Source organism: Streptomyces sp. NPDC000134, assembly GCF_042899225.1.
Taxonomy (GTDB): domain Bacteria; phylum Actinomycetota; class Actinomycetes; order Streptomycetales; family Streptomycetaceae; genus Streptomyces.
Map to the genome: position 1 here is coordinate 109,446 of NZ_JBIAZN010000020.1, position 22,498 is coordinate 131,943.

General features: G+C 69.0%; 27 protein-coding genes. 13 read left to right on the top strand and 14 right to left on the bottom strand.

Going from position 1 to position 22,498, the window contains the following annotated elements; translation table 11 throughout:
- From ACFY32_RS26975 to ACFY32_RS27035, 13 genes are all read right to left on the bottom strand, one after another.
- A complete protein-coding gene (locus ACFY32_RS26975; protein ID WP_390675496.1) occupies positions 1-1,542 on the bottom strand; it encodes a hypothetical protein in 1,542 nt (513 codons plus the stop codon).
- 73 nt (positions 1,543-1,615) lie between these two features.
- Entirely contained in the window at positions 1,616-2,716 is a 1,101-nt protein-coding gene (locus tag ACFY32_RS26980) for a hypothetical protein (protein WP_390675497.1), read from the bottom strand.
- A 213-nt stretch (positions 2,717-2,929) separates the two neighbouring features.
- Complete coding sequence (locus tag ACFY32_RS26985) at positions 2,930-3,268, bottom strand: hypothetical protein (protein ID WP_390675498.1); 339 nt, start codon at positions 3,266-3,268, stop codon at positions 2,930-2,932.
- 49 nt (positions 3,269-3,317) lie between these two features.
- Positions 3,318-4,295, bottom strand: coding sequence for an NlpC/P60 family protein (locus tag ACFY32_RS26990; RefSeq protein ID WP_390675499.1), 978 nt, complete (start codon positions 4,293-4,295; stop codon positions 3,318-3,320).
- Between the two features lie 10 nt (positions 4,296-4,305).
- Entirely contained in the window at positions 4,306-4,857 is a 552-nt protein-coding gene (locus ACFY32_RS26995) for a hypothetical protein (protein ID WP_390675500.1), read from the bottom strand.
- A gap of 492 nt (positions 4,858-5,349) precedes the next feature.
- Positions 5,350-5,898: a hypothetical protein gene (locus tag ACFY32_RS27000; protein ID WP_390675501.1), complete on the bottom strand. Its 549-nt coding sequence runs from the start codon at positions 5,896-5,898 to the stop codon at positions 5,350-5,352.
- A gap of 83 nt (positions 5,899-5,981) precedes the next feature.
- Positions 5,982-7,034, bottom strand: coding sequence for a DUF2637 domain-containing protein (locus tag ACFY32_RS27005; RefSeq protein WP_390675502.1), 1,053 nt, complete (start codon positions 7,032-7,034; stop codon positions 5,982-5,984).
- Between the two features lie 62 nt (positions 7,035-7,096).
- On the bottom strand, positions 7,097-7,867 hold the full coding sequence (locus tag ACFY32_RS27010; protein WP_390675503.1) for a DUF6195 family protein: 771 nt from the start codon (positions 7,865-7,867) through the stop codon (positions 7,097-7,099).
- Positions 7,867-8,547 carry an ATP-binding protein gene (locus ACFY32_RS27015; RefSeq protein WP_390675536.1) on the bottom strand — a complete coding sequence of 227 codons (681 nt, stop codon included), beginning with the start codon at positions 8,545-8,547 and terminating at the stop codon, positions 7,867-7,869. The genes ACFY32_RS27010 and ACFY32_RS27015 overlap by 1 nt, the downstream gene beginning before the upstream one ends.
- Before the next feature lie 50 nt (positions 8,548-8,597).
- Positions 8,598-9,461: a hypothetical protein gene (locus ACFY32_RS27020; RefSeq protein ID WP_390675504.1), complete on the bottom strand. Its 864-nt coding sequence runs from the start codon at positions 9,459-9,461 to the stop codon at positions 8,598-8,600.
- Positions 9,458-9,820, bottom strand: coding sequence for a hypothetical protein (locus ACFY32_RS27025; RefSeq protein WP_390675505.1), 363 nt, complete (start codon positions 9,818-9,820; stop codon positions 9,458-9,460). The genes ACFY32_RS27020 and ACFY32_RS27025 overlap by 4 nt, the downstream gene beginning before the upstream one ends.
- Positions 9,821-9,876: 56 nt before the next feature.
- A complete protein-coding gene (locus ACFY32_RS27030; RefSeq protein WP_390675506.1) occupies positions 9,877-10,464 on the bottom strand; it encodes a WhiB family transcriptional regulator in 588 nt (195 codons plus the stop codon).
- A 98-nt stretch (positions 10,465-10,562) separates the two neighbouring features.
- Positions 10,563-10,763, bottom strand: a complete 201-nt coding sequence (locus ACFY32_RS27035; RefSeq protein ID WP_390675507.1) for a hypothetical protein — start codon at positions 10,761-10,763, stop codon at positions 10,563-10,565.
- Between the two features lie 779 nt (positions 10,764-11,542).
- On the opposite strand from ACFY32_RS27035, the gene ACFY32_RS27040 reads away from it, so the two are divergent.
- Entirely contained in the window at positions 11,543-12,415 is an 873-nt protein-coding gene (locus ACFY32_RS27040; RefSeq protein WP_390675508.1) for a helix-turn-helix domain-containing protein, read from the top strand.
- Between the two features lie 55 nt (positions 12,416-12,470).
- Here the strand turns inward: ACFY32_RS27040 and ACFY32_RS27045 are convergent, their stop codons facing one another.
- The gene (locus ACFY32_RS27045) at positions 12,471-13,448 is read right to left on the bottom strand and encodes a transposase (protein ID WP_390675509.1); all 978 of its coding nucleotides are present in this window, start codon (positions 13,446-13,448) and stop codon (positions 12,471-12,473) included.
- A gap of 507 nt (positions 13,449-13,955) precedes the next feature.
- Between ACFY32_RS27045 and ACFY32_RS27050 the strand changes: the two genes are divergently transcribed.
- The 12 genes from ACFY32_RS27050 to ACFY32_RS27105 all read left to right on the top strand — a co-directional run bounded on the left by ACFY32_RS27050 (position 13,956) and on the right by ACFY32_RS27105 (position 22,496).
- Entirely contained in the window at positions 13,956-14,633 is a 678-nt protein-coding gene (locus ACFY32_RS27050; RefSeq protein WP_390675510.1) for a hypothetical protein, read from the top strand.
- A 224-nt stretch (positions 14,634-14,857) separates the two neighbouring features.
- Positions 14,858-15,634, top strand: a complete 777-nt coding sequence (locus ACFY32_RS27055) for a sensor histidine kinase (RefSeq protein WP_390675511.1) — start codon at positions 14,858-14,860, stop codon at positions 15,632-15,634.
- On the top strand, positions 15,631-16,293 hold the full coding sequence (locus ACFY32_RS27060; protein WP_390675512.1) for a response regulator: 663 nt from the start codon (positions 15,631-15,633) through the stop codon (positions 16,291-16,293). The genes ACFY32_RS27055 and ACFY32_RS27060 overlap by 4 nt, the downstream gene beginning before the upstream one ends.
- A 144-nt stretch (positions 16,294-16,437) precedes the next feature.
- The gene (locus tag ACFY32_RS27065) at positions 16,438-16,560 is read left to right on the top strand and encodes a lasso RiPP family leader peptide-containing protein (protein ID WP_367491882.1); all 123 of its coding nucleotides are present in this window, start codon (positions 16,438-16,440) and stop codon (positions 16,558-16,560) included.
- 169 nt (positions 16,561-16,729) lie between these two features.
- Positions 16,730-17,644, top strand: a complete 915-nt coding sequence (locus tag ACFY32_RS27070; protein ID WP_390675513.1) for an ABC transporter ATP-binding protein — start codon at positions 16,730-16,732, stop codon at positions 17,642-17,644.
- A gap of 2 nt (positions 17,645-17,646) precedes the next feature.
- On the top strand, positions 17,647-18,417 hold the full coding sequence (locus ACFY32_RS27075; protein WP_390675514.1) for an ABC transporter permease subunit: 771 nt from the start codon (positions 17,647-17,649) through the stop codon (positions 18,415-18,417).
- A gap of 162 nt (positions 18,418-18,579) precedes the next feature.
- Entirely contained in the window at positions 18,580-18,705 is a 126-nt protein-coding gene (locus tag ACFY32_RS27080) for a lasso RiPP family leader peptide-containing protein (protein WP_367491845.1), read from the top strand.
- A gap of 108 nt (positions 18,706-18,813) precedes the next feature.
- Positions 18,814-18,948: a lasso RiPP family leader peptide-containing protein gene (locus ACFY32_RS27085; RefSeq protein WP_390675515.1), complete on the top strand. Its 135-nt coding sequence runs from the start codon at positions 18,814-18,816 to the stop codon at positions 18,946-18,948.
- Between the two features lie 65 nt (positions 18,949-19,013).
- Entirely contained in the window at positions 19,014-20,849 is a 1,836-nt protein-coding gene (locus ACFY32_RS27090; RefSeq protein ID WP_390675516.1) for an asparagine synthase-related protein, read from the top strand.
- Positions 20,846-21,106 (top strand): lasso peptide biosynthesis PqqD family chaperone, encoded by a 261-nt coding sequence (locus ACFY32_RS27095; RefSeq protein ID WP_390675517.1) that lies wholly within the window; start codon positions 20,846-20,848, stop codon positions 21,104-21,106. The genes ACFY32_RS27090 and ACFY32_RS27095 overlap by 4 nt, the downstream gene beginning before the upstream one ends.
- Positions 21,103-21,534, top strand: coding sequence for a lasso peptide biosynthesis B2 protein (locus ACFY32_RS27100; RefSeq protein WP_390675518.1), 432 nt, complete (start codon positions 21,103-21,105; stop codon positions 21,532-21,534). The genes ACFY32_RS27095 and ACFY32_RS27100 overlap by 4 nt, the downstream gene beginning before the upstream one ends.
- On the top strand, positions 21,531-22,496 hold the full coding sequence (locus ACFY32_RS27105) for an ATP-binding cassette domain-containing protein (protein WP_367491850.1): 966 nt from the start codon (positions 21,531-21,533) through the stop codon (positions 22,494-22,496). Before ACFY32_RS27100 ends, ACFY32_RS27105 begins: the two co-directional genes overlap by 4 nt.
- Positions 22,497-22,498 lie beyond the last annotated feature (2 nt).

Below are 22,498 nucleotides of genomic sequence, written 5' to 3' on the forward strand. Positions count from 1 at the left end.
TCACTGATCCTTGCTGGGGTTCGGTCGTCCGGGCGCCTGGCCGCCCGAGGGCCGCGACGGCGGCGGGGGCGTGACGGAGGGCCCGGAGCCCGAGGTGGTTCCTGATGCGGAGGAGGGGGAGGCGGGTGGCGTCGAGCCCGAAGTGCCCGGACCGGGCGACGGCGGCTGGACGGTGCTCGAAGCGCCGTTGGCACTCGGCGGGCGTCCGGCCGAGGCGTGGCCACCGGCCGAGGACCAGTCCGGGGACGAGCTGACGACCGGATCGGAGGTCGCTCCCTGCGGACGTGCGGCGGCCGGTGCACCGGACGTACCGGCGGAGTCGCCGCCCTGCTGTCCTTCGGACTGCTCCGGCTTGCCGCCTCCAGAGGCGTCGGTGCCCTGCGCGCCCGGGGAAGTGGTGGCCTTGTTCTTCGCCATGTCCATACCGGCCTTGGCGACGGCGGCACCGGCCGCGACCGGTCCGGCCACAGCCGTACCGCCGCCCATCTTCGCGCCAGCGCTCTTGGCGCCCGCAGTCTTGGCACCGGCGGACTTGGAGCCGCCGACCAAGGAGTCCTGCACCCGTGCGCCCATCGCCCGGTTGGCGTGCTGGCCGGGGCCGTCGATAGCGGCGGCCGGGCCGGAGGACTGGGCGTTCTTCCGGTCGTGGTGGAGTCTGGCCATCTCATCGCCGAAGGCCGGCACCCACTTGTAGAGGGTGGCGGACGCGAAGACGGCGAGCAGGAGGATCAACGCGCCGACCAAGGTCTTGGAGACCGCGTCAGACATGCTTCCCGAGGTGTCGCTCAGGATCGCGCCGCCGAGGCCGAGCAGAGCGAAGAGGACCGGCTTGCTCAGGCCGATCGCGAAGATGGCGCCGAACCACTTCTTGCTCTTGTTCCACAGGTCGCGGTCGACCAGCCCCGCATTGACGATGGGCCCGAGCGCGACGGCCACGTAGATGGCCGCGCTGCGGATCAGCAGCTCGATCCACATCAGCAGGGCGCCGCACATCATGATCAGGTTGACGACCAGCAGCTGTCCCACGCCCTCGGTGGGGTTCGAGGCCATGACCTTGAGGATGTTCTCCAGGAACGGCTTGAAGTTCGATGTCGCGTACGGCTCGAAAATGGCCGTGACCTCGTCAATCGCCTTCATCAGCAGTGCGATCGCACCCGGCGTCATCGCGTTGACCACGAACTGGAGGAGCAGGAAGCTGATCGCCTCGGAGATTGCCGTGGTCACGGCGACTCCGCGGACCGCCCTCTTGGCCACGGCGATCAGCCACAGGGCCACGGTGAGCAGGCTGGAGGCCGCGAAGATGATCGCGTACTGCTTCAGGAAGCCGGGGCTCGTAAGGTCGATCTTCGTGGTGTTCTGGATCAGTTCCAGCATCTTGCGCAGGAACCAGATGTTCGCCTCGGTGAGCTTCTGGAGCAGGAACCCCAGCGGGTCCTTGACGAAGTCGATGGCCGCCTTCGCCTCGCACACCATCGGGATGTAGCAGAACGGATTCGCCACCGCAGAGGGCACGAACACGAACCCGATGATCACGTTGACCATCGCCACCGCCTGGAGGCGGCGGCGCCAGCGACCCGGCGTTCCCCGCTCGACGGTCAGCAGGCCGGGGGCATCGTCACGCAGTCGCAGGCGCATTACTGGCACCCCCTACGTTCGCGAAGCTGGCGGCCGGGTCTGCCTCCTGCATGGCCGGCGGCGACGGCACGAGCGGTTCGGACGGAGTGACAGCCGTCGTCTTCCAGGTGCCGTGCTCCCAGACGAGATCCACGGTCATCCGCAGGAAGGCGACCTGCGGTGGCTGCGTCTCGTCCTTCCCGGCGACGCCGCCCACCGACGCCGTCCACAGTTCGATGCTCGCGGCCTGGTCGGAGTACGAGATCGAGCGGGTGGCGAGCGCCGCAGTCCGTGTGATCAGTTCGCTGCCGTCGGCGCTCGTCCCGTCCGCGCCGACCCCGCGATTCTCCGTGACCAGTCGAGCCGTCGAGTCGCTGTCCGAGGTGACCGAGTGCAGCACGCTCGACGCGGCGGTGGCCGTCAGCATCTGGTGCCGCCAGTCCTCATCGGTGAAGAACCGCGGGTCGCCGTAGAGCATCGTGGCGCTGACGGCGGCGGCACGAGCACCGCGCTCATCGTGTCCGTACGGGGCCGGGAACCCGCTCTGGTCCTCGGTGCCGCTGAGTACGGGATCTTCTGCAGCGGCCGAAACGTAGTCCGAGAAGTCGCCCGGCACGTTGGACGCCTGCCGTACGTCGATCGGGGCGACCAGCCCCGAGGAGGCCGAACTGTCCTTCAGCTTCCAGTCGTTCGACTCCCAGGTGAGCGTGACCGTCACCGACTGGAAGCCCGCCTTCGGCGTCGCGCGCCCGGCCGCGCTGCCGCGAACCGTCGTCGTCCACAGCCGCACCATCGCACCGTGGGCGTCGGCGCTGAGGACGTGAGCGGAGAGGACGCCGGTACGGGCGACGGCCTTCTTGGCGGAGATCTTGGAGGTGTCCCCCCGCAGAGAGCCGACCGCGTCAACGGCCGCGTGGTCGGCCTTCTTCACCGCCGCATCGGCCGTGCCCTTGGCCGCCATGGCGGCCACCGCAGCGTGCCGAGCATTCTTGTCCGTGAGGAACCGCGAACTTCCGGCAACCGTTGTGTAGTTGGCCGCCGCCGCTTTTGCGCCGGAGCGGGTGTGCGGGTAGCCGAGGGGGACGCCGTGCAGCTCGCGCACACCTTCGCCGCTGGCATGCGGAGCCGAGTGGGCGGGTGCGGGCGCAGAGGGGGCCGCAGCCGGAGGGGTACCGGTCGCCATGCTGACGACCACCCCGGCCGCGGTGACCACCACAGCACCGCCGGCCGCGATGCCCCAGAGCAGGGCCGACGGGCGGCGCGCTCCGCTGGTCTTCGAGGAGGAAACGTTCCTTCGGGATCGGGGAGCCATAGGTCACACACCCATGCCGTACGTGATAGCGAAGATGGTGCCGAAGCTGGCCACGAGGAAGACGCAGGTCAGGCCGCCGACCATCATGCCCTTGCCACGAGAGCTGTCCATCGTGGAGTGGCCCTCACCGAACCAGCCCTTCGACTTGCCGACACCGGCGAGGAAAGCGCCGGCGCCGACGACGAGGACAACGGCCGCGATGACGCCGAGGATGACCTTCGCCGTGCCGCCGAGCTTTCCGAACGGGCCCCAGTCCGGCTTCACGCCGGACACGACATCGGCACCGGCGGCGAGGGTCGTGTGCAGGGAAGGATCTGCAACAGCAGAAAGGAAGTTGTGCATGTTCAGCCCCTTGGTGCTGTAAATAGTGATTTGGGATTTGTTGGGATGATTAGCCGACGTGCCGCATCGCGATGATCTGCGGTTTCCAGTACGAGAGCGGCTTGATCCGCACCTGAGCCCCGGTGTGCGGGGCGTCGATGACCTGGCCGCCGCCGATGTACATGCCGACGTGCTCAGGTCCGGCGGAGCCGGGGACGGAGAACAGCAGGTCACCCGGCGCGAGTTGGGAAACGGCCTTGACGGCGGCCCCTGCGTGGACCTGGTCGTACGTAGTACGCGGCAAGTTCACTCCTGCCGCTGACCAGGCCATCTTGGTGAGCGAGGAGCAGTCACAGCCGCCCATGCCCTTGTATGGCATGACGCAACTGCCGCCCCACTGGTACCAAGTGCCCAGAGCGGTCTTCGCGGCCGTGATCGCGCGGGCGGCGCCCTTGCCAGCCGGAGCGTCCGGGCGGACGGCGTCGGCCCATTTCGAGGCCAGTGAGCGGATGCTGCGCACGTAGTCGCGGGTCTCGGGGTACGGCGGGACGCCGCCGTACTTGATCACCGCGCCGCCGCCCGCGTTGTACGCGGCCAGCATGTTGTCCGTCGAGTCGCCGGGCACCTTCTTGACCTCGGCGGCCAGGGTGCAGTCGTAGGACGCCTGCGCGGCGATGGCGTCGGCGGGATTGCGGACGTCCTTGGTCCCGTCGCCGTCGCCGTCCTTGCCGTGCTGGGCCCAGGTCCCCGGCATGAACTGCGCGATACCGAGGGCGCCGACGGGCGAGGTCGCGCCCGAGTTGAAGTGGCTCTCCGTGTAGAGCTGAGCTGCCAGAAGCGAGGCTGTGACCTGCGGGCACTCGCCCGCGTGCTTGTTGATCAGCTCGCGGACCCAGCCCGGCACGGGGGCGTCCGTCGTGATACCGCCACCCGGACCGGCCTCCTGCGCGGAGGCGCTGTCGGCCCCTCCGAACGTGGTCAGCATGGCGACACCGGTGATGAGCCCGGCCGTGACGAGTCCCAGGCCAGCTTGCGTGCCCTTGTTCATCGCGGCCCTGTCACGCCCAGGGCAAGGCGGTGACGCGCCAGCCCTTGGAGGTGTGCTCCAGGCGGAGCGCGAGCTGTTCACTGCTGCTGCGGGAGCGCCCGGACTTGGGGGTGGTCGTGAGGGTGTAGCTCACGCGGACGAGAGCGGAGGAGGCCGTCACCGCGGGTGCGCCGTCGGGAACCATGGCGGCCGTGATCTTGGCCGTCTGGCGAGCCTTTTCGGCCCGCAGGGCAGTCCAGGCGGCGTCCTGGCCGGGGCGCTTCTGGGCGAGCACGCCCGCGAGTTCCCCCGAGGCGAGCCGGGCGGCCCGAGCGCCGGCATCCGCGTACGAGCTGTCGGCGCCGTCGCGGGCATCGTGTTCCGCGTAGGCCGTAGTGAAGGCCCGCGCCGTCCGTTCGGCGCCTGCCGGGAGCCGGGTGGTTGACGGGGAGGCGGTAGCGCCGCCGTGCGACGGGGCGGCGTCGGGGATGCCCGCCGAGACGGAGTGGGGGTGCGTGGACGGGATGGAGGTCGCGAGGGTGCCACTGTTCGAGCTGGAACAGGCGGCCGACAGGAGAATCAAGGAACCAACCATACCTATTTCGGCTGATATAGGTATGAAACGGGTGGATCGAGGCATGCGTGAACACAACCTTGGTGCAAAGAGATTTCGGAAGTGTGAGCGGCGCGGCCCCGCGGGGGGTAGGGGCCGCGCCGCTCCTTCGCAGGAAGAAGGGGGGGGGGGGGTCCTCCTGCGGGCTTTACCGGCGGATGCCGGAGAAATTGAGAAGCAGGCCGGAACGTGTAGCTCTACATGCCTGTCTTACCTGTCAAAGAGTTCGACCGTATCTCGCATCGGCGAGACGGTCGAGCTGCCGGGCGCGTACTCGTATCAAGGCCATCAGCCCCTTGCGTGATTCGGAGGGGATCCCGAACGGATCTCCACGGCCGTAAAGCCTTATGGCGTTGGCCGTGCCTGGATCCTTGCAGGCGTTCGCGGACAACTCGAATCAACAAAAGCCGGAACCTAATTCCAGGAATTAAGTTCCGGCTTTTGGCGGAGCGGCTTACGGTCCTACGCGGAGACGTGGTGTAGGTGCTCGATCGCCACGCCGAGCCACGGGGCGGCCGGGCCGCTCAGGAGCAGGGGCGCGCACGTGCTGTACGACAACACGACGGCGGGTGGTTCAGCAGCGACTCCGGTCAGGAGAGCGTGGTCGAACGGCATCCACTCATGAGCCCCCACCGGCAGGAGCCGTACCCCGACTGAGGTGAGCACCACCCGGGCGCCGGTGTGATCGCGCCACTGCGGACGGGCGGCGTCCTCCGCTTCCTGCCGACGACGGACGTCGAGGCGACCGTTGCTCACCCACCGCCGACCGAAGGTCGGGTGGTTCTCGAAATAGCCGCTGACCGAGGCCGGGTGGTCGACCTCTGTCCCGTAGAAGCGGGCGGCGGAGCACGCCACATCCGCGAAGGCGACCTCACCAGCCGCCAGGACCAGGCCGGCCGCCTGCACCGGCACAAGACGGCCCCCGCCCTGGAGGTGAGCCGAGAGGGCGGACGCCGCCTGTACGTCGGCGCGGGCGGCGTCTTCCGCCCGGTCGCGTGGGCGAGACCACATCGTCGTTCCTTCCTGATCAAGCTGACCGGCCGGGGCCTGTACGGCGCGAGCTGCACAGACTCCAGGCCCGTCATGAGATGAGATCACCACAGGGCGCTGGAGGCGGCGGCGGGTGCCTTCGCCGCCTCTTCGTCCTCTTCCTTCAGCCGGGCCAGCAGCACACCAAGACGGTCATTGCTGATCGCCTGGTGCTTGCGGACGGCGTCCCCGACAACCTCACGACTGGTCCGTCCGGCCCGCTCGGTAGCGGCCCGCGCGATCGGCAGCAGCTCCGCCAACCAGTCGTCGTCCGCCTCCCGGTCCTGGGAGCATCCCGCGTCGTCCGGGACGGACGGCTCTTCTCCGTCCGCAGGGGCGCGGACCGCCGTGGGCGCAGAGGATTCTGTGCCCTCCGGAACTGCCGTGGATGGCGCGTGGTCCGCAGGGTCGCCGTCCGGTCCGTCCGCGCTCTTGCCCTCGGCCTCCGCTCCGTCCGCTTCTGCGGACGGGCGGGCCGCGGCGTCCTCCGTACGCGGTTCTTCGTCGGGCCAGGGCTCGGCTTTCCGCAGGTCAACGGGTGTTGCGGCGGTGTCCTGCGGTGCGGACGGACCGCTCGTCAGCGACCATGGAGGCATTGACCCCTGTGCTTCCAGCGGACGAGGACCCTGCTGGACTGGGACACGTTCGAGCGTCGGAGACATCTCACGGACCGGTCCGGGACCGGTGTCAGCCCGGTCCGGGACCGCTCGCTCAGCCGTCCGCACCATCAGGATGTAGAGGTGGACCGATCCCGCCAGCGCGAGCGGCGCGAGCATCGACAACACCGCGACGACGCTGTCCGCGAGGTGCAGCGCGGACCGTCCGGCTTGCGGAGAATCGTTCAACGTGACGGCGTGCAGAGAGTTCGCGCCGAGGCTCGCTCCGGTCGCCGCGAGGAACAAGAACCAGGCGTAGAGCCGCGCGGCGAACCGCTGGTGCCGAAGGAGCACGATCGCCCGCACGCCGTAGGCAATGAACCCGTCGATGAACACTGGGAACAGGTAGGACAAGGTCTCCCTGGCGTGGATCGCGAGGGCAATCTGACGCAGTGCGTCGTACGAGAAGGCGAAGCCGGCCGCGCCGAGAAGGATGATCGCACTGCGGTCCCAGGCCGTCATACCGCGCAGGCTGTAGCGCCCCTGTTCGGCTCCCGCAGCCGTGTCTATGTGCGTGTGTGACATCAGAGGTTGCCCCCGTCGCGCGGGCTGATGCCCTGCCATGCCGGTGTCTGCGAGAGGAGCTGTCCGAGCTGTTCCAAGGACGTGACCTCGTGCACGTACTGACTCGGGCAGCTCACACACGACACCCGCAAAGAAATTCGTTCTGTGCCGCCCTGGTCGGTGTAGTACAGCTCCAGGTGCTGGCCCCCGGTCGTGTCGAGCGACGCGAAGGCTTGCAAGTGTTCCTCGAAGCCGAGAAGTCCCAGCGTTTGCCACTCCAGTGTGGCCGCCTCGGCGCCGAGGAGCTGGCGGGCGTAGTGGGCTGCCGCCTTGGTCGACCGGGGGCCCCAGGTGCGGAAGGCGTCTTCCCGAGCGGCGGTGCGCCGCTTCTCGCCGGCCGTGAGACGTTCAGCCGCAGAGACCATGATCGGGTGGGGCATCGCGGAGCCTTCCGTGGAGTTGCTGGTGAAGATCGTGTTGCTGTCGCCTTGGGCGTTGACGAGATGGAGCAGGACATCCGCGTGGCACGGGACGTCGAGGGGGCAGGTGCACATGAGGTCGAGGCCGCGGAGCGCGTGGGCGAACTCGTCCGCGTAGCAGCGGCCGACCGGCCCTTGGAGCGTCGCGGCGAACAGGCTCACCGCTTCCTCCGCGTCCATTGGCGTCCCGGCCGGCGACGGGCTGTGGTCTCCAGCCGTGAACGGGTTCGCGTACAGGCTGAGGGGCCCCACGTATGCACAGGCTGTGGTCAGGGCGGCGTCCGGTGCCGTCCCTTGCAGGCGAACGGGCATCAGGCCGCCCTCCCGCCGCGCCGACGGTCCGTGCCGATCATCGGGACCAGGCTGGTCACCATCTCGGCCAGTCGGCTCGCCACCCGGGCCCCGACGAAGCCGGTCAAGTCCGGCCCGCTCTCGTCCCGGGCGGGCAGGTTGGACGTGATGACGGTCGGGAGGCAGTGGTTGTACCGGTGATTGATGAGGCGGTACGTCACCTCTTCGGTCCACTCGGAGGTCTTCGCCGTGCCGAGATCGTCCAGCAGCAGGTATTGCACCTCGCTGAGCCGCCGCAGCTCACGTTCGGCCGCGCCCATGACCTGGGAGGGCCGCAGCCTGCCGTACATGTCGGCGCTGTTCACGGTGATCACCTCGAACCGGTCCGGGCCGCCGGCTGCGATCCTCCTCAGTGCGCCGTACGCCTCGTGCGTCTTGCCCGTGCCGGTCTGGCCGGTCAGGAGCAGAGCGCCGGCGGCGGCGTAGTCGGCCAGAGCCCGGTCGGCCCAGGCTTGAACCTCCGGGAGAGTCGCGTCGGCATCGCGGTACCGGGGCGGCGTCGCTGCGCTCCAGCGGCCCAGGGCGTACTCCGCACGGGCCCGGTGGTGCCACTGCCGATGGCCCGGGTTCTCCTCCGGCGAGTCGTCGTCAATCGCTTCCGGCACGGCCTGTAGCCCTCTCGCTGCGAGTATCCGTTCCATGGCCCGCAGCGATGCGGCGCTGCCCGCGCGTTCTGGGTTTGGGGCCATGATCAAAATCCGTTCTGGTAGGCGCTGGGCTGGGCGGTGTTCTGGAAGGGGACCCACGTGCCGGGCTGCCTCCGCAGCGGAACGACGTTCGTCCGGGCCGCCGGTTCCGGGGCATGGTCAGGGAGGTCCGCCCAGATGCGCAGCAGATAGCGGGCGGACAGCGGCGGGCGCTCGGCGTTCCAGCGCGGGGCGACCATCTCGACTAGCCGTTCGTGGCCCCAACGGGCCGCGAGGGCTGTTACCCGATCCCATTCCGCGTCGGTGAGTCGCCAGCCGACGACCATCCCGGCCCCGGTCATCGCCGCCACCAGCTCCCGGGCGCCTGCCGGGACCTCGACCGAAGCCTGTCCGGCCGGAACTTCCCGGAGATTCGAATCAGCAAAGCTAGCTTGCTTTTTGGTGGTGGTAGTACTCCCGTAGGGAGTACTACCACCACGCGCACGCGAGGAAGTAACTTCCGGCTCCCCGTGAAGAGACTTCCAATTTGACGGCGTCGTAGGGGATTTCCGGGAATCGTCAGCTTGGAAGTTCCTTCCGGATTGCGGCACAGCGAAGCCCGAAGAAGGAAGTTCCGTCCCCTCGCGCGACGCCGTTCCGCCGGCCTGACCGCCGAGGAGGATGGAGTACCTGCTGGGGTTGGACGCCCCTCCACCGCGTTCGCGGCTCAGCTCCCCGAGCGATGTCAGGTCACCGAGGCACGTCGTGATCGAGCGGACCGTCAGCCCTGTCAGCCGCGATATCTCCTCCAGGGTGAGGGTCGCCCGCCCCTGATCGTCCGCCTCCCTGGCGAGAGCGAGCAGAACGAGCCGCGAGCCCCTGCACGCCTTGGACTCCGACCACACCAGGTCCGTGGCTATCTCGCTCATTCGAAGTTCCCGTCAGATATCTCTATACGCCGTGCCGGTACGATGCCGAAGGACTGGTCGTCTTCCGGGATGTATCCCTTTTGGTGCGGCTCCGGGGTGAGATAAAGCTCCCCCGTCGGAAGGTAGAAGTCGTGGGCGACTCGCCAGTCCGCGAGGTCGCCGAACGTCCGACGCACCAGCCGCGCCACGCTCTCTTCCGTCTTGTGGTCGAGAAACGTGCGGTAGAAATCGGGCTCGAACAGGTAGGTGAAGCCCCGCCGAACTGGAAATACCCGGACGAGCACCGCAGCGGGTGCGACCTTTCTAATTTCGCCCACGAGGTTTTCCCGCGTCGAGGCAGTGAGGTTGTTCTGAGACATAGGTAAGCTCCAGGGCACAAGGAGTTCCTTGTAGAAGAAACGTTTCCTCGCTGCCGTCAAGCAGCGTGCGTGCTTCGAACCAGCGGCGTGACCGGTTGGGGCCGGCGCTTCTGCCGGTAGGTCCGTGCCAGCTTCAACAGGTACTCGTGGGTGATTCCGAGACCCCGCGCCACGGCAGCGGCGTCCATCGTGGGATCTGTCGCGAACCGGGCGATCACCTCGTTGCGTTCCGCCTTGCTCAAGGCTGCGGTTGAGCCGCGCAGTGCGCGACCCACAGCGTTCTCGTCTGTGCGCTTCTGCCAACTGGCCCGCAATACGGAGCGTTCTGAGGCGATCAGACCCCCGCGAATCCCGAACTCATCGTCGTTACGCAAGGACTCGATCAGGCAGCGGGCAGCTGTCGACAGCGGGCAGGCCGCACACAGATCCAGCGGCCTGACCAGGGACAGGCCCAGTCGTTCCACCGTTTCCATCGGCTCGGCCTGCGGACCGTCCCCGAGAGGAAAGAACATGTCGGTATCCCGCCCGGAACACCGGGCATTCTCGGCCCAGTGCTTTCCCCGGGCCTTCTCGGATTCCTTAATGATGGGGCCCCAGTTGCCCCGCAAGGCCGCCTCGGAGAGGTCGGATATTGTGGTTCTCATTTCGCCTCATGGTGCTAGCGGCACACGGCGCCTAATCCAGCCCGGTGCGAGAAGAGGAATCGAGAGCCATCGAAACTCTCGTTGATGCAAGGCGTGAGCTACGCGGCTTCACTGTCGACCGAGGTCCCGGTAACAGGCTTCACGAAGTTGTAGACGCGGGAATCGCGGGGGACCGAGAACTCGAGGTCGAGGATTTTCCCCAGCGTCTCCCACTTCTCGTGGTCCCAGTCCGGCGAGGCATCGAGTTGTGCGCTCACCCATGCATCAATGGAGGCGTCGAGGTCGTCCGCGTCGGCCACGGCCGCCCTCACGCGCCGAACCGGAGGAACACGGCCGGCGACGCGGGCTCCGCCATGGGAGGGCGCGCATCCATACAGCAGGCAGCTGTGCCTCCCGGCCGGGCCATCGTTCCGGAGGCCCGCTCAGGCGCTGACGGCCGGATGGGGGCCTGGCCGTTGCACGGAGCGAAGAGGAGGCGGACGCGCTCGATGGCATGAACGAGCTGCGGCTGGCCGTGGCCAGCTACTGAGGAAGGGATTCCCTTCGGCATGGCAAGCATGCGATACTCCATGGTTGCTAGAAACGCATGCAGCGGCCTCTCGCCAAAGAAGTCCCGTTGCCTGCGTAGTAGTGAATCGGCGCCCCCTGGGGAGCCGGACCCGGTGTCCAGGAGTTGGTAGCTCCTGGACACCGGTCTCATATCGCCCTGTTTCCTGCCGGGCTCGCTCTCTGTGGCACTGCGCTCCCTCTTTGCTCGGTCCGCTCCTGCCTGGGTCGTTGCCCGGACACCTGCGGCGAGCCCATCCCTCCAGGGATCGCGACGGGTCGCGCCGGGCCCGCGACGGCCGACATCATCGGAAGGTGCTCCGCCACCGGCCGACAACGACTAGGTACCGAAAGCAGCCACGGCGATGCGGCATGCACAGGAGTCCTCTGGAGGCTGGCACCATAGAGAAGGCGGAGCCCGACCAGCAGGTTCGATACAGAAACTTACATTATTTTCCTGGAAGTATCAACCTGATCTGCGGTTACTCTGGCGCCGCCCCGACCCGCCTCCGATCGCCACTCTGGAGTTCATGTGCCACGTCAGTTCGACGGCAGACGTGTACGCGCTGTCCGGCGGGGCAAGGACCTTAGCCAGGGTGAGTTGGCCGCCGCGGTCGGCGTCAAAGCCCCCGCCGTGGCGCGATGGGAGAGCGGCCAGGACTTCCCCAAGGGCGAGAAGCTCCCCGCGATCGCAGCGGCGCTCGGTCAGCCACTCGACGTTCTCTTCCCCTACGACGGTCCTCCGGACCTCCAACTCCTGCGTTGCGATGCCGGCCTCAGCGTGGCCCAGGCCGCTGAGATTCTCGGCACGAGTCGCGTGCCGGTGAGCAACGCGGAGAGCGGTCGGCGTCGGCTGAGTGACGCCTATGTACAGCCACTCGCACAGGCATACGGGGTGACCGAAGCGGAGTTGCTGGCCGCTCAGGACTGCTCATTCGGGGTCCGCCCCAGGGGTTCGCATGACGAGCGAGCGTCGGCACCCCGCACGGTCGGCGAAAAGATCAACTACCTCCTGGAGCACGGGTATGTGGGTCAGGAGGCGCCCTCCAACGACGAGATCGTACGGCTCGTAAATGATCACGCCGGCCGGCCAGTCGTTACGATCGAGGACATCATCGCCCTTCGCGCGGGTTCCACAACCGAGGCTTCCGACGTAGTGCGCGCCGGCCTGGCCCATGCGCTCCAGGTCGACGCCGCCCTCTTCGAGGACGACGCCCAGGTCAACCCCGCGGCCCGCGAATTCCTGGAGGCGATTCGCTTCCTCGGCTCGATTCAACGAGGACAGATTCTCGGTCTGGCTGCCCGCGGCAACGGCGGAGGGCTGTCCGCCGAGATGATGGCCAAGATCAACGACCTGGTTGGAGAGTTGAAACACAAGCTGCCAGAGGTCGAGGACGGGGACTGATGTCCATCGGCAAGTGATCCTAACTTGACTCTGTCGGGGATCTTGGAGATGCCGGTCAGGTTCCCAGGGTTCGCCAGGACTTCAGCCGGGGTATCTCGCGCTGATCAAGGAAGTTGTGGAAGGCAGTCGGTAGGCGGGCCGTGGAGGCTTCCTCGGCTGGTGACAGTCCGCTGAGGCGCTCGATGTTGACGGCGATGGCCGTCAGGACGTGCTGGATGTGGGCCTTTCCCTGCCCTCGGTAGCGGCAGCGCCGCATGCCGTGTCCGTGGGCGAATTCGTTGACCGTGCCCTCCACTCCTGAGCGGACCGCGTAGCGGGTCTTCCACTCGGGTGTCTGTTGCTCGGTGCGCACGCGGAGTTGCAGATCGCGGAGTTCTCGTGGGGGAAAGCCGACGGTGCGGGCGCTGTCGGCGGTGGTGGTGGTGCACTGGGTGCGGGCCGGGCAGGGGCGGCACTGGCTTTTGGTGAACCTGGCCACGATCAGCGGGGCCGCAGTGGGCAAGGAGGTCGGGTAGGGGCCGTTCCAGCCCGCGCTGACTTGTCCCCGGGGGCAGGTGACCTGCTGACGGTCGTAGTCGATGTGGAAGTCGTCCCGGGCGAAGCCCTCGGCCCGGCGGTGTTGCCGGGTGGGGTTGCTCCGCAGCGGCCCAGAGACGGTGACCTGGTGTTCACGAGCAGCCTGTTCCAGGTGGGGCAGGGAGGTGTAGCCGGCGTCGACCAGGTGCTCGGCGGGCAGCAGTCCGCGACGTGCCAGGCGGGTGTGGATGGCGGGCAGGACCTGACTGTCGTGGGTGGTGGCCGCGGTGGTGGCCACGTCCGTGATCACGTTGGGGCTGTCGGGAGCGCAGGTCTCGGTCAGATGAGTGGCGAACCCCTTCCATTTGATGATGTGTCCGTGCCGTGCGAAGCGGGTCGAGATGTCGTAGGGAGAGACGATCGCCCGGGACGATGGCGGTAGCCCGGGCCCGCCTTCCGTCTCGGCGGTGCGCCAGCGCAGGTGTCCTTGGGCGTCGCGGTGGTAGTTCTGCACCATGATTTGGCGCAGGGCCTGGACGCCCGTCCCGCGGGTACCAGTCCGCGAAGTCCTCGTCGCACCACAGCCCATCGAGGCGGTTGCGTACCCATATCGCCGTCGTTCCGGCCGGGTTGCTCGCCCGCGCGACCTGCGCAGTCAGAGACGGGACCTGCTCACCGGAATGGGGGCGAAGGGACAACGGGCACCTCGACATCTGCATCGGTCGGCGGAACTCCCCGAGCATGCCCGTTGATCATGCTGCCGCACCGAGGAACTCCAAGATCCCCGACAGAGTCAAGCTTACGCCACGCCCACTGAGCGGAGATCTCCATTTCCGTCGCCGCTGGACTGGCCACGAATACCCGGTACGACGCCTTGAAGGTCTTGGTCGAGTGAGCGCGTGACCGAGGGCCCGTGGAGGAGGCGCTTCCCCGACCGGAAGACGACGACCAGGGTGCGGACGGCTCGGAAGGTGTGAACCGGTGACCGTCCACTCCACGTCTACGGAACTCGAGCGGCGCTGAGGTGAATCTACGCAGCCAGATCCTCTTCAGCGAGTTGGACTGGCTCAACCTCTACTTCGCCTACTATCTTCTCCTGGACCCGGAGGGTCTGACGGAGTTTGATACCGCCACCTGGGACATGCGGGCGGCAATGGAGCACTCCCTCGAAGACATATGGCGCCACGTACGCGTCGGCATCGACGGGCCCCTGAAGCTTGTGCACACCTCCGAGGGCCCGCTCACCACTCGCGTCCTCTTCGAGTGTGCCGCGGTGCTCGACGAACTCTTCCAGTGCGAAGGCGCCTTCATACGGAAGACCGATCCGGCGCTGCATGACTTCCTGCTCGAGATGCTGAACGGCGAATACGGGATCCCGTGCCGCCTGGCACGTGCCCTGGCCGGGCGCGACCTCGCGGGAAGTGCTGTCCTGGCCCTCATCGACTTCGCACTGAACCCGGTGGTGCCGGGCTTGCACCCCGACGCCCCGTCCGTCGACTGGAAAGAGCTCTACCCTCCCTACCGCTTCGCGGCGGCGGCCAAGGCGATGACGGGCTGGGAGACGGACCTGGAGTTCCAGTATCCGAGCCACGAGGCGACGGTCCACTTCCAGCACATGCTGGCCAAGTGCAGTGGGCTCAGGATGGGAAGCGTGGCCTCCCGTCTGTCCGACCTCTCCACCCTCCAGGAAGCCGCCAGGTAGCAATACGCGCCTTCCCGGCAAGGCCGAATCCTGTCTCCCTCGTTTACCAAGGAAGAGTTAACTTGGGTGGCATGAGAATGCTTCGGGGGAGAAGGATTCAGAAGTGGAGCTCTGAACACAGCGGCGTTCGAGGGGAGGGGTTATCGTCCTCCGTGTTACGGGCGTGGGTGGAAACGGGCCTGATCCTCGTGGTCTGTCTCGTTGCCTTCGGTCTGCTCGGGGTCATGCCCAGGCCCTCGGGCCTCGACCTGGACTTCGGGGTCTCCGTCGTCCTGTGCTTCCTGGGCATCATGGGGCATACCTGGGGCATGCTGCCACAGTGGCGCCTGGCACAGCAGGGGGCGGCGGCCGCCGACGGAGTAGGAGAGCAGTTGGTCGCTGCCCGGGAGGACGAGCGCAGTCGGCTCCGGACCGACCTCCACGACAGCCTCGGTCCGGCGCTCGCGGGCATCAGACTGCGCCTCGACGTCGCGGCCGAACGGGTCGCCCAGCCGGGCACCCGTCAGCTCATCCTGGACGCTGCAGCTGAGACCGCCCGCACCGTGGACGACATCCGGCGCATCATCGACGACCTGCGCCCTCCGGACCTGGACGGCGGCGGAATCCACGGAGCCCTGTGCCGTCTGGCGCACCGCGCGAGCGTCGACGGAAAGCTCGACGTACGCGTCGAACTGCGGGAGCCCGAACCGGCGCGGAGGCTGTCCTTCGCAATCGAACTCGCCGCCTACCGCATCGCCTCCGAGTCGCTGACGAACGTCCTGCGCCACGCGGGAGCGCGGACCGTCACCGTGCGACTGGCCGATCAGGACGGCTGGGTGACGCTGGAGGTGACCGACGACGGGAGCGGGCCGCCGGTCGCGGGCGCCTGCCGGCGCGGCGTCGGCCTCGCGTCCATGGCACACCGGGCGCAGGACGTGGGCGGGCGCTGCGAGGTGCTGCAGCGGCCCGACGGCAAACCCGGCACCCTCGTCCGCGCGAGGCTGCCCCGGAGTGAGGCATGACCATACGAGTTTTCCTGGTGGATGACCATCCGTTGTTCCGCGCGGGCGTACGGCTCGCGATGGAGGACGTGGAAGACATGGACGTGGTCGGCGAGGCGAATAGTGGCGAGGACGCCGTGCAGGCTCTCGTGCAAGAAAAGGTCGGAGCCGACGTGATCCTGATGGACGCTCAGATGCCTGGTTTGTCCGGTGTGGCCGCGATGGCGGACATCGCGGCTGCCCACCAACCCGGCGCCGACGCCCCGCGTGTGCTGATGATGTCCGTGACGGACGACGACGACATGGTGGTCGCGGCGCTCAGGGCGGGTGCGCACGGCTACCTCCTCAAGGGCGCGCCTCGGGCCGAACTCATCAGGGCGGTGCGCACCGTCGCCCTGAAGGGCGCGGTGTTCAGCCCGACCGTCGCCGCGCGACTGAGCGGCTACTTCTCCGCCGTCCACGAGATGCCCAGCCGTGCCGCCTTCCCACAGCTCACGGAACGCGAGCGGCAGATCCTCGATCTGGTCGCCCGTGGTTACACGAACCGGCGGATCGCCCGCGAACTGGTGCTGGCCGAGAAGACCGTGCGCAACCACATCTCGCACGTCTTCGCGAAACTTCAGGTGAGCGACCGGGCGGCTGCCGTGGTACGGGCCCGGGACGCCGGGCTGGGTGCCTGACGGCAGGGCGGGACCCGGTCGGGCCTGGAGCCCCAAGAGCCCGGGACGACGGGAGTCTTACGTTGGCGGCGCAACGCCGGGGCGGCCGGCGGAAACGCCCGGCGGTCCGCCCCGGTCCAACCGGAAACGAAGGACGGTGACCCCATGGCCATGTACGACGAGTACGAGACGCCCGAGCTGGTCGAGGTCGGCGAGTTCGCCGAGCTGACCCTCGGCTGGGACAACCAGTGCACGGACTGGTACGGCGGCGGTGCCTGGGTCTGCTGACCCGGCCCCACCCGTAGCACGCGGGGCCGTTGACGGCCCGTCCCACCCGGCGGCGGTGGAGGGGATCCCCTCCACCGCCGCCGGCGCGTTCCCGGCCGGGATTCGGTCGCGGGGATGACATCCTCCGGCCCGATGTGCCAGGCGGTACGGCGGGCCAGAGTGGTGGACCATGATTGAGGTTCAGCAACTCACCAAACGGTACGGGAGCACCCTGGCCGTCGACGGACTGTCGTTCACGGTGGAACCCGGCCGGGTGACCGGCTTCCTGGGGCCCAACGGAGCGGGCAAGTCCACCACCATGCGGGCCATGATCGGACTCGACCGTCCGACGTCCGGCCGGGTCCTCATCGACGGCCGGGCCTACGCGGAACTGCGGTACCCGCTGCGCGAGGTCGGCGCGCTGCTCGACGCCAAGGCACTGCACGGCGGTCGCACCGCACGCGCCCATCTGCTGGGCCTCGCCCGCAGCAACCGCATCCCGGAGCGGCGAGTGGACGAGGTCCTGGACACCGTCGGTCTCACCAGCGCGGCGGACCGGCGAACCGAGGGCTTCTCCCTGGGCATGGCCCAGCGGCTCGGCGTCGCCTCCGCGCTGCTCGGTAATCCGCCCGTCCTGCTCCTCGACGAGCCGGTCAACGGCCTCGACCCCGAGGGCATCCTGTGGATCCGCGGCCTGATGCGGCGGCTCGCGGCGGAGGGGCGCACCGTCTTCGTCTCCAGCCACCTGATGAGTGAGATGGCGCTCACCGCCGAGCACCTCATCGTGATCGGCCGGGGTAGGCTGCTCGCCGACGTCTCGGTGGAGCAGTTCATCGCCCGTAACTCCCGGGCGTACATCCTGGTCCGCACGCCCGAACCCGAACGGATGCGCGGTGTCCTCGCCGACGCGGGCATCCACACCGACCAGGGTCCCGACGGCACGCTGGAAGCGGTCGGTACCTCTTCGGAGAAGGTGGGAGAACTCGCCGGCCGCCACGGGGTCACCGTCTATGAGATCAGTCCCCGTACGGCCTCTCTGGAAGAGGCGTTCATGCAGCTCACGGCCGACGCAGCCGACTACCGTGCCGACAAGGGGGTGCGGTGACCATGGGGGACCCCCGCGCGGCCGTCGCGTTCGAATGGACCAAGATCCGAACCATGCGCTCCAGTCTGTGGAGCCTGGTGCTGTGCTTCCTCGTCAGCGTCCTGATCGCCCTGCTCTTCGGGTGGGTGCTGCGCGGCGCCTACGACGACATGAGCGCGGAGAGCAAGGCGGACTTCGACCCGGTCGGCTCGGGCTTCAACGGACTGCGGCTCGGCATGATCTCCCTGGTCGTCTTCGGTGTGCTCACGGTCACCAGTGAGTACTCCTCCGGCACCATCCGCGGCTCGCTGGCGGCCGTCCCGCGGCGTGGTGTCTTCTACGCGGCCAAGGTGCTCACCGGCACCGCCGTAGCCCTGGCCGCCTCCGTCGTGGTCGTGCTCGTCACCTTCTTCACCGCCCAGACGGCCATCGGCGAGGCACACAACGCCTCCATCACCGACGACGGGGCGCTCCGCGCGGTCGTCGGGTCGATCCTCTATATGACCATGATCTGCGCCTTCTCCATGGGACTGGCGACCGTGCTGCGCAGCCCCGCGCTCACCCTCGGCATCCTCGTGCCGCTGTTCTTCATGGTGTCGGAGATCCTCAACAACCTGCCCGGGGTGCAGAAGGTGGCTCAGTTCCTGCCCGACGCGGCCGGCGGGATCGTCATGCGCCGAGAGCCCCAGGAACACATGATCCTCACCGCGTGGAGCGGCATGGCCGTTCTCGCGGCCTGGGTGGTCGTCGCACTCCTCGGCGGCTATCTGGCTCTACGGCGGCGTGACGCCTGAACCTCCGCGGCAGTGAGGACGCGGGACGGGGACGGGACGGTGCACCCAGGAGCCCGGGACCGCAGGCCGCCTACGTTGTGCGTGACCCGGGGTGCGGCTGCCGCCGACGAGCTCGCGCAGGCCGCAGCCGCACCCCACCGTCCGAACAGAAGGAGGGTGAACATGGCCACGCACGAGGAGTACGAGGCGCCCGCGCTCGTCGAGGTCGGCGGTTTCTCGGAGCTGACGCTCGGCGCCGGTCCCGAGGACTGCGTCGACTGGTACGGCGGCGACGCCTGGTTCTGCTGATCATCCGCGTGCGGCGGTGACCCGCCGACGCACGCCGGCGGCGGAACGGCTGCTGTCGAAGCCGCTCCGCCGCCACCCCCTGACGACCGCAGACCAAAAAGCTCCGCCATGACCACGTTGCGCGCCGACGGATATGAAACGCCCGTACTTCTAAAAGTCGGTGATTTCTCCCACCTGACGCTGGGCGGCTTCGGGAACGAGTGCCCGGAGTGGTTCGGCGGCATAGGCGTCTGGACCTGCTGACGCCCTGGCGCGGCGACTGAGGGCCGCCGCGCTTCGGCATGTCTGCGCCAACCGAAGAAGGGGACATGGAGTTTCTGATCCTTCCCGACTGCCATAAGGCTGAACCGGTCGCCCGTGCGGCGGCAGCACCCGGCGCCCGGACCGTTACGCACGCCTCGGGCCGGCCCTGGCTGGTGGGCCGCTGGAACGACGACGAATGCGTCGTCGTCGACGGCGGCCGGAACCGACTCGTACTCCTCGGCCCCACGCGCGCCGACGCCTCCTTGGTCGCGCGGCGCCTCGCGAACCTCAGTTCACCGCACGACCTCGACTCCCTCGTCCGGTCACTCCCCGGCAGCTTCCACCTCGCCGCCTCGTTCGACGGCCGCACCCGCACCCAGGGATCGCTGTCCACCGCGCGTCACGTTTTCCACGCGCGGATCGACGGCGTCACCGTGGCCGCGGACAGCCCGAGCGGCCTGACGGCCCTCATGGAGACCGGGCTGGACGAGGAGGTCCTCGCCCTCCAGCTCCTGCTTCCCGTGCCGTGGCCGCTCAGCGGGCGCCCGATCTGGACCGGGGTCGACTCCGTCGGTTCCGGCGCCTGGCTGGACATACGCCCGGACGGCGAGGCCCGCACGGTCTCCTGGTGGACGCCGCCCGAGCCTGACCTTCCCATCTCCCGGGCGGCGGACACGATCCGCGGGGCGCTGGCCGACTCCGTGGCCGCACGCGCCGCCCACCAGGACGTCATCAGCGCCGACCTGTCCGGCGGCCTCGACTCCACCAGCCTGTGCTTCCTCGCCGACGCGACGGACGCCCACCTGGTCACCCACCACTGGAAGCCGATGGACCGCGCCAACGCGGACACGCTCTGGGCGAGGAGGGCGGCCGCGCTCATGCCGTCCGCCCGACACCGCTTCGTGGACCCGGCCGAGGGCCCGCTCTGGTACGAGGCCGCGCCCGACCGGGACGGTGCGAGCGACGACGTCGAAGGCCCCCTCGTGTGGACCCGCAACCGCGCCCACACCGAGGCCCTGGCCCGCACCGTCCGGACCGAAGGAGCCGCACGCCACCTCATCGGCGTCGGCGGCGACGAACTGTTCGGCATATCCCCCCAGTTCGGCTGGTCACTGATTCGCAGCGACCCGGTTCGGGGCATACAGACCATGCGCCGCTTCCGCTCCGTCAACCGCTGGCCGCTCCGAGCGACCCTGCGCTCGCTGGCCGACCGGTCGTCCTTCTCCGACACGCTGGCCCGAGCCGCCCTGCAGCTCGACGCCCCGCCGTCCCCCCGTTTCACCCCGCCGCTCGGCTGGGGCCGCGGCGACCTGCGGATGCCCGAGTGGGCCACTCCCGATGCCGTCGCGACCGTCCGCCGCCTGCTGACCGACACCGCCGCGCGGCGGCCCCGGCCGCTGCACCCCGACCGGCTCCAGCACCAGACGCTGGAGGTCACGGTGCTCAGCGGGCACGCCGCCCGCCAGCTCAACCGCTCCCTGCGCCCCCTCGGCGTCACCTTCGATACGCCCTTCCTGGACGACCGGGTGATCGAGGCGGCCCTTTCGGTCCGCGTCGCCGACCGGGTGGTGCCCGGCCGCTACAAACCGGTGCTCACCACCGCCCTGCGCGGCGCCGTACCCGACGCCGTGCTTGACCGACGCGACAAGGGCGCCTTCGGGCAGGAGGCCTACGAGGGGCTCTACCGCAACCGCGAGCGGCTCGCCGGACTCTGCGACGACCTGCGCCTCGCCGAGTACGGGCTGGTCGATGCCGGTGCCCTGCGCGCCGCGCTGTACCGGCCCACGCCCGACACCCGCTCGCTCAGTCCCTTCGAGAACACGCTGGCCTGTGAGACATGGCTGCGGTCACCGAGTGCCGCCGCTCCGCATGCCGCGTCCCCCACGGGAGGACCCCGATGACGTACATCTTGGAACCCGACGTGATAGCCACCGACGTCGAGGACGGTGTCGTCCTCCTCGACCAGCGCACCGGCCGTTACTGGCAGCTCAACCGCTCCGGCGCGGCCACCCTGAGGCTGCTGCTGGACGGCAACTCGGCCGAGGAGGCCGCCCGGGAGCTCACCCGGAACCGTCCGGAGGCCGCGGAACGGGCTTGCACCGACGTCCGTGCCCTGCTGGCGTCCCTGGTCAAGGCCCGGCTGGTGGTGGGCTCATGAGCATGCCCGTGGTCTCCGAGCAGTCCGTCAGGATCCGCTGGCACCGGCACATCACCGCCCGCTGCGCGGTGGGTGCCGCGCACCTCCTCGCCAAGGTGCCGCCGCGCCGGCTGCGCCGCGTCCTGCGCGCCGTCTCGCGCGGCTCCCGGCCCGCCACCGCTGCCCAGACCCTCGACGCCCGCAGTTCTGTGGTGTCGGTCAGCGCCTGGTGCGCCGGACAGGGCTGCCTGGAGCGGTCGATCGCCACCGTTCTGCTGTGCCGGCTGCACGGTGCGTGGCCCGACTGGTGCACCGGCGTGCGCACCCAGCCGTTCCGCGCCCACGCCTGGGTCGAGGCGGAGGGCGGGCCGGTCGGGGAACCCGACGACACCGGGCTGTTCCACGCCATGATGAGCGTCCGCCACGCGGCCGCGGAGAAGGCCCGGTGAGCGGCCGGCACGCGGTGCTCGTGGAGGGGCTGCGCAAGACCTACGGCACCCATGAGGCGGTCGTCGACCTGGACCTTGCCGTCGCCCGCGGCGAGACCTACGGCTTCCTCGGCCCCAACGGCGCGGGCAAGAGCACCACCATCGGCATGCTGTGCACCCTGCTGCGGCCGTCGGCCGGGCGGGCCGAGGTGGCCGGGCACGACATCGCCCGTGAACCCGACGCAGTCCGGCGCGGCATCGGCCTGGTCTTCCAGGAGTCCACCCTCGACGGGGAGCTGACCGCCGAGGAGAACCTCCGCTTCCAGGCGGACCTGTTCGGGCTGCCCCGCGCCCGGGCCCGCCGTGCCATCGCCGAGCTGCTCGACCTCGTGGAGCTGACCCAGCGCAAGGACACGCCCGTACGTACGTTCTCGGGAGGTATGCGGCGCCGGCTGGAGATCGCCCGGGGACTGCTGCACACGCCCCGCGTGCTCTTCCTGGACGAGCCGACCACCGGCCTCGACCCGCAGACCAGGGTCGCCATCTGGGAGCACCTGCACCGGTTGCGCGCCGAGCAGGACATCACCATCTTCCTCACCACGCACCACCTGGAGGAGGCCGAACACTGCGACCGGATGGCGATCATGGACCGAGGGCAGCTCGTGGTGGAGGGCACGCCCGCCGAGCTGAAGACGGTCGTCGGCGCGGACCTGGTCGTGCTGCGGACCGACGACGACGAGCGGGCGGCCCGGGCCGTGCGCGACGGCTTCGGACTGGAGGCCGAAACCGGACCCGACGGCGTGCGTCTGCGTACCCACGACGGCGCCGGATTCGTGCCCCGGCTCTGTGCCGAGCTCGCCGTCCCCGTGCACGCGGTGACCGTCACCCCGCCCACCCTCGACGACGTCTTCCTGCACTACACCGGCCGCACCATCCGGGAGGCCGACGGTCCCCAACAGCCCCACTTCGGGCCGAGGAGGTAACC